The sequence below is a fragment of the Staphylococcus sp. GDX8P54P genome (genome assembly GCF_017893165.1).
GTDB lineage: Bacteria > Bacillota > Bacilli > Staphylococcales > Staphylococcaceae > Staphylococcus > Staphylococcus borealis.
On sequence record NZ_JAESMM010000023.1, the window covers coordinates 1 to 4,341 of the forward strand.

A 4,341-nucleotide genomic window follows, 5' to 3' on the forward strand; every position below is an offset into this window, starting at 1 on the left:
TCTACGGATTTTCGCCATGCCACGAAATTAGCATCATGCTAGCAAGTTAAGCGAACACTGACATGATAAATTAGTGGTTAGCTATATTTTTTTACTTTGCAACAGAACCTAAATAATTCTCATATATCAAGCAAAGTGACAGTTGCTATAAATTCAATAACTTATTTTGTATGATTAGGGTGTACCTTTAAAATACATTATTTTAAATTACAATATTAAGGCGGTAAAAAGAAGCTCTTGGAAGGAAGTTTTTTTATAAAATTGTTAATAAAAAAACACATCTCATAAATGTAGATTTTTTTCTCTAATTTTATAAGATGTGTAAAATTATTTTTAGATTATATTCTATTTCTATAATGCAGTATATCCACCATCAATAGTAAATACACTACCCTGTGCAAATGAGGATGCATTTGAAGCAAGATAAACGACAATGCACCTAATTCTTCTGGTTTACCTGGACGTAGCACTCATCCAATAATCAATCATTTCTCCTCCAGTATTAAACATCGGTTCAGTTAAAGAGGACAAGTAGAGGCTGATACAAACGGATACGGTGGCACATACTAAATTAAATATCTAGAAATTATCTGTATATATTGGGTTCTAAATATTATACTTTGATTTGATTCTTTGAAAAAAGAAATGGTTAATAGTTATATACTACTCATTCTATATTGATATTAAATAATTATTTATGAAAGAACAAAGCATCCCGTATTCTCCCTCATGAAATGTCGGATACTTTGTTGATTTTATGTTTAAAGTTATTGAATAAACTAAATTTTTTATAAATTAGATGATTGATTATTTGTAATATTCTTCTCTGAGCAGACTATACACATAACTATCTGAGAATACCCCTAATAAACACTCATCGCTTCTCAATACGCCTTCTTGTGTAAATCCCAGTCTTATAGGTATAGCTCGACTTTTCTTATTTTTGGTAGACATTCGTATTTCAATACGATTAATATCATATTCTTCATATACATAACGAATTAAAGCTTTAGTGCATTTAGTCATAATACCTTTCTTTTGAAAGTCTTCAGCTAAATAATAACCAATCGAAGTTGTTTTATTAACTAAGTCTAAATGGTGCAATCCTATGACACCAATCAGTTCTTTATTACTCCATATTCCACAATGAAATCCATTACCATCGATAAATTGTTGCAACGCTGAATGGATAAAGTGTTTACTATCTTCCACCTTCTTTGTATGTTCGACAAAAGGTAGAAATTCTGCTAAGTAGTTACGATTGCTATCTACTAATTTAAATAACTGTTCTGCTTCTCGTTCTTCTAATATCTTTAATTTAATATCTTTATCTACTTGGTAACCAAAAATCATAACTATTCCGCCTATGTATTTAATTATTAATAAATCTCAAAGAAAAACCGCTACTAAAGTGGATATGGAAAGCCATCACCACGCGTAAATTGTTGTAACGCCGACTGAATAAATGTCTTACTGTGCGCAACTTCAGTTGTATATTCGACAAATGGCAAGAACTCGCCTAAATATTCACGATTGCTATCTACTAATTTGAAAAGTTGATCCGCTTCACGCTCTTCTAATATTTTTAACGTCACATGTTCATTCACTTGATAACCAAACATCATCGATATCGCCTCCAGTTAAAATTGTCAAATTATTCAGTAAATTACATATATAGTAACATAAATATATGTATTTTTATTAAAAGCTTAAATTCCATGCTATTTTGCATTAGCATAAAATGCTTGAAATTAAAAAATGACACAGAAGATTCCGCACCGCGACAATAAAAAGTTGGAGTATGAAACATCCATCATATAATAATGCTATTTTGCAAATTCACAATAACCGACTGAACTGAGAAAGCATTTAAGTCAAGCTTGTCCCAGTTCTAGTCATCCTTGTGATTAAGGCGCCCAACAGAGCGCATTTCATTAAGACATTGCTCAAGCTAAGCACACTGGAGACAGCGCATTTAAGATAAATTTTGTCCCCCTCCACATCTTATATATATTATTTCATAATCGTTTCAATGACAGTTCTAATATTTTTATCGATATATTTATCAACATGTTTAGCTAGATAATAATGACGTTTCACATTGAGCGTTTTTATCACTAACTTTTCATAATCTTCAGGATTAATTGCTGATTTGGAAATAATAGCAAATCCATTTCCAGCCTCTGCCATTTGTTTAATAATACTAATATTATTAATTTCTACTAAATAGGGATTTAATTTCAGTTCGGAAAGGCCTGCCTCTTGATAAAACCTCGTTCCTGATCCTTTTTCTCTAACGAAGCATATATCCATTCTAGGCTTAATTGATTTTTTATAAATATACACCATTTCATCTTCAATTATTTTTTTACATTCTATCGCATTATCTTGAATGTCTTTTTCTACAATCCCAATATCTACTCTATTGTGTTTAATATCGTTTATAACAGAATCTGAATTATTAATACGTAAATGAATATGTAACTTCGGATGTTGTTGCATAAGAATGGTGAGTTTTTCTGATAATAAATATTCACCATATGTATAACTACTTCCGACCGTAAGCGTGCCTGCGATGGTTTCGGATTCAGATGCTAAATTTTGCCATAATGCTTGTTCAATACTTTCTCTTTGCAATGCATATTGTAAAAGCTTTTCTCCATCATTCGTTAGTTTTAAATATGGAGACTTAAATTCAAATATATTCACATTATATTTTAATTCTAGACGTTTAATATCTCGACTAACAGACGGTTGTGACGTATATAAATTTTCTGCTGCTCTAGTAAAACTTTCTGTTTTGATTACTTCAATTAATACCTTATACGAATCCATGTATCATTCTCCTTCAAGTCTAATATATCATTTTTGATATAGATACTATACTAATTATTTATTTAACGTTATAACAATAACGTGCTAAGATTTCATATCGAGGTGAGAAATACATATGAAATTATTAACGCAAGCGTCATTTATAAAAGGCATTATGTTTACATTTGTGATTGCAATTACCAGTTATATATTAGCTCAATTTCCTGTTTTACATACAATTGGGGCTTTAGCTATTGCAATCATTTGTGCGATGATATACCGCCAAATCAAAGGTTACCCAGAACAACTTCGTCCTGGTATTACTTTTGCATCGAAGCGTTTATTAAAATTTGCGATTATCTTATATGGATTAAAGCTAAATATGGGAGATATTCTAGGCAAAGGCTGGAAATTAGTACTAATTGATATATTCGTCATTATCTTCTCAATCAGTTTAACTTTAATTTTAAATCGTATACTTAAAGGAAATAAAGATATCTCTATACTACTTGGTATCGGTACAGGTGTATGTGGCGCTGCAGCGATTGCTGCTACAGCACCAATTTTAAAATCTAAAGAAAAAGACACTGCAATCAGTGTAGGTATTATTGCATTAGTTGGAACTATATTTGCGCTAATATATACAGCCATCGAGGCTATTTTTAAAATACCTGAGATAATTTATGGCGCTTGGGCAGGTATAAGTTTACATGAAATCGCTCAAGTCGTTTTAGCAGCAGGTATTGGTGGACCAGAGACAATGACATTTGCTTTACTTGGAAAATTAGGTCGTGTTTTTTTACTCATTCCATTAAGTATTGTCTTAATTCTGTATATGCGTTATCAATCAAATTCAGATCAACAACAACAAAAAGTTCACATTCCTTATTTTCTAATTGGCTTTATTTTAATGGCTTGTATAAATACGTTTATCCCTATACCTTCAATGTTGATGAATATTATTAATGTCATCACAACGTTATGTATGTTAATGGCAATGGTCGCTTTGGGATTAAATATTGTTTTAAAAGACGTCATCTCAAGCGCACTTAAACCTTCTATCGTTATCTTTATTACTTCAATTTGTCTATCTAGTGTGACACTCCTAATCGCGTATATAATGTTTACATAGATGATGTTATACGTTTATATGCCAACAAAACGTGCATTTTAAAATACTGAAATGCACGTTTTTTCAATCATTGTACTTCAATCCTTGATTAGACTTCTGTTTTGTCCACTATCTCTCTCCAGTTGAAAATGGTGAAATATTAATATTAGATGTGCGTCCCACAGAAGAATATGAAAGTGGCCATTTTCCTGGAGCAATCTCCATGCCAATTGAGGAATTAGAAGAACAATTAAATAACCTTCCTAAAAATGTTCAAATAGTGGCTTATTGTAGAGGTAATCTATGCTTAACATCATTAGAAGCTGTAGAAATGTTAAACGAAAATGGATATAAAGCATTTAAATTAGAAGACAATGTTTTAGATTGGAAATATGTAAAACATACTAAGATTAGCT

Annotated in this window: 4 protein-coding genes and 2 pseudogenes; 2 read left to right on the forward strand and 4 right to left on the reverse strand. The window is 30.9% G+C overall.

What is annotated here, in order from left to right; genetic code table 11:
* Positions 1-351: 351 nt before the first annotated feature.
* From KA909_RS09015 to KA909_RS09030, 4 genes and pseudogenes are all read right to left on the reverse strand, one after another.
* Positions 352-464: pseudogene (locus KA909_RS09015) on the reverse strand (SDR family oxidoreductase); the annotation flags it as partial.
* Positions 465-807: 343 nt separating this feature from the next.
* Complete coding sequence (locus KA909_RS09020) at positions 808-1,350, reverse strand: GNAT family N-acetyltransferase (RefSeq protein WP_149809630.1); 543 nt, start codon at positions 1,348-1,350, stop codon at positions 808-810.
* Between the two features lie 71 nt (positions 1,351-1,421).
* A pseudogene (locus tag KA909_RS09025) lies at positions 1,422-1,622 on the reverse strand (GNAT family N-acetyltransferase); the annotation flags it as partial.
* A gap of 391 nt (positions 1,623-2,013) precedes the next feature.
* Positions 2,014-2,835 carry a LysR family transcriptional regulator gene (locus KA909_RS09030; RefSeq protein ID WP_210130110.1) on the reverse strand — a complete coding sequence of 274 codons (822 nt, stop codon included), beginning with the start codon at positions 2,833-2,835 and terminating at the stop codon, positions 2,014-2,016.
* A gap of 115 nt (positions 2,836-2,950) precedes the next feature.
* Here KA909_RS09030 and KA909_RS09035 point away from each other — a divergent pair, with 115 nt between their 5' ends.
* Positions 2,951-3,946: a YeiH family protein gene (locus tag KA909_RS09035; protein WP_193839813.1), complete on the forward strand. Its 996-nt coding sequence runs from the start codon at positions 2,951-2,953 to the stop codon at positions 3,944-3,946.
* 151 nt (positions 3,947-4,097) lie between these two features.
* On the forward strand, positions 4,098-4,341 hold a 244-nt coding region (locus KA909_RS09040), incomplete at its 3' end, for a rhodanese-like domain-containing protein (protein ID WP_348634710.1).